A 356-nucleotide genomic window follows, 5' to 3' on the forward strand; every position below is an offset into this window, starting at 1 on the left:
CCACCTGCTGCTGCGGCTTCTCCTGGAGAGATCTCCGGGGTGTTGACATCGGGCAAATCGGGCAGATCGGGCATGTTCCCATCCGGAGCAGCTACTGGAGGGGGAGTCGGCGACGGGGTTGGCGATGGGTTCCCTGGCGCATCGGGCATCTCTGGCATCTCTGGTGGGGGGATCGGGATCCAGTCTGGTTTTCGAACCTCGATTGGGGCCCAGTCGGGCTCGGGGACTCCAGGAATCTCAGGTACTTCGAGCGGATCGATCTCGGGGACTTCCAGTGGATCGATATCAGGGACTTCGAGTGGGTCTATTTCTGGAACCTCGAGCGGATCGATGTCAGGGACTTTCAGTGGATCGAT

At 60.4% G+C, this 356-nt stretch carries 1 protein-coding gene; it reads left to right on the forward strand.

The window, feature by feature from the left end:
- The coding region (locus C486_RS22065; protein WP_008458154.1) for a hypothetical protein at positions 1-356 on the forward strand (356 nt) is incomplete at both ends.

The organism is Natrinema gari JCM 14663 (assembly GCF_000337175.1).
Taxonomy (GTDB): domain Archaea; phylum Halobacteriota; class Halobacteria; order Halobacteriales; family Natrialbaceae; genus Natrinema; species Natrinema gari.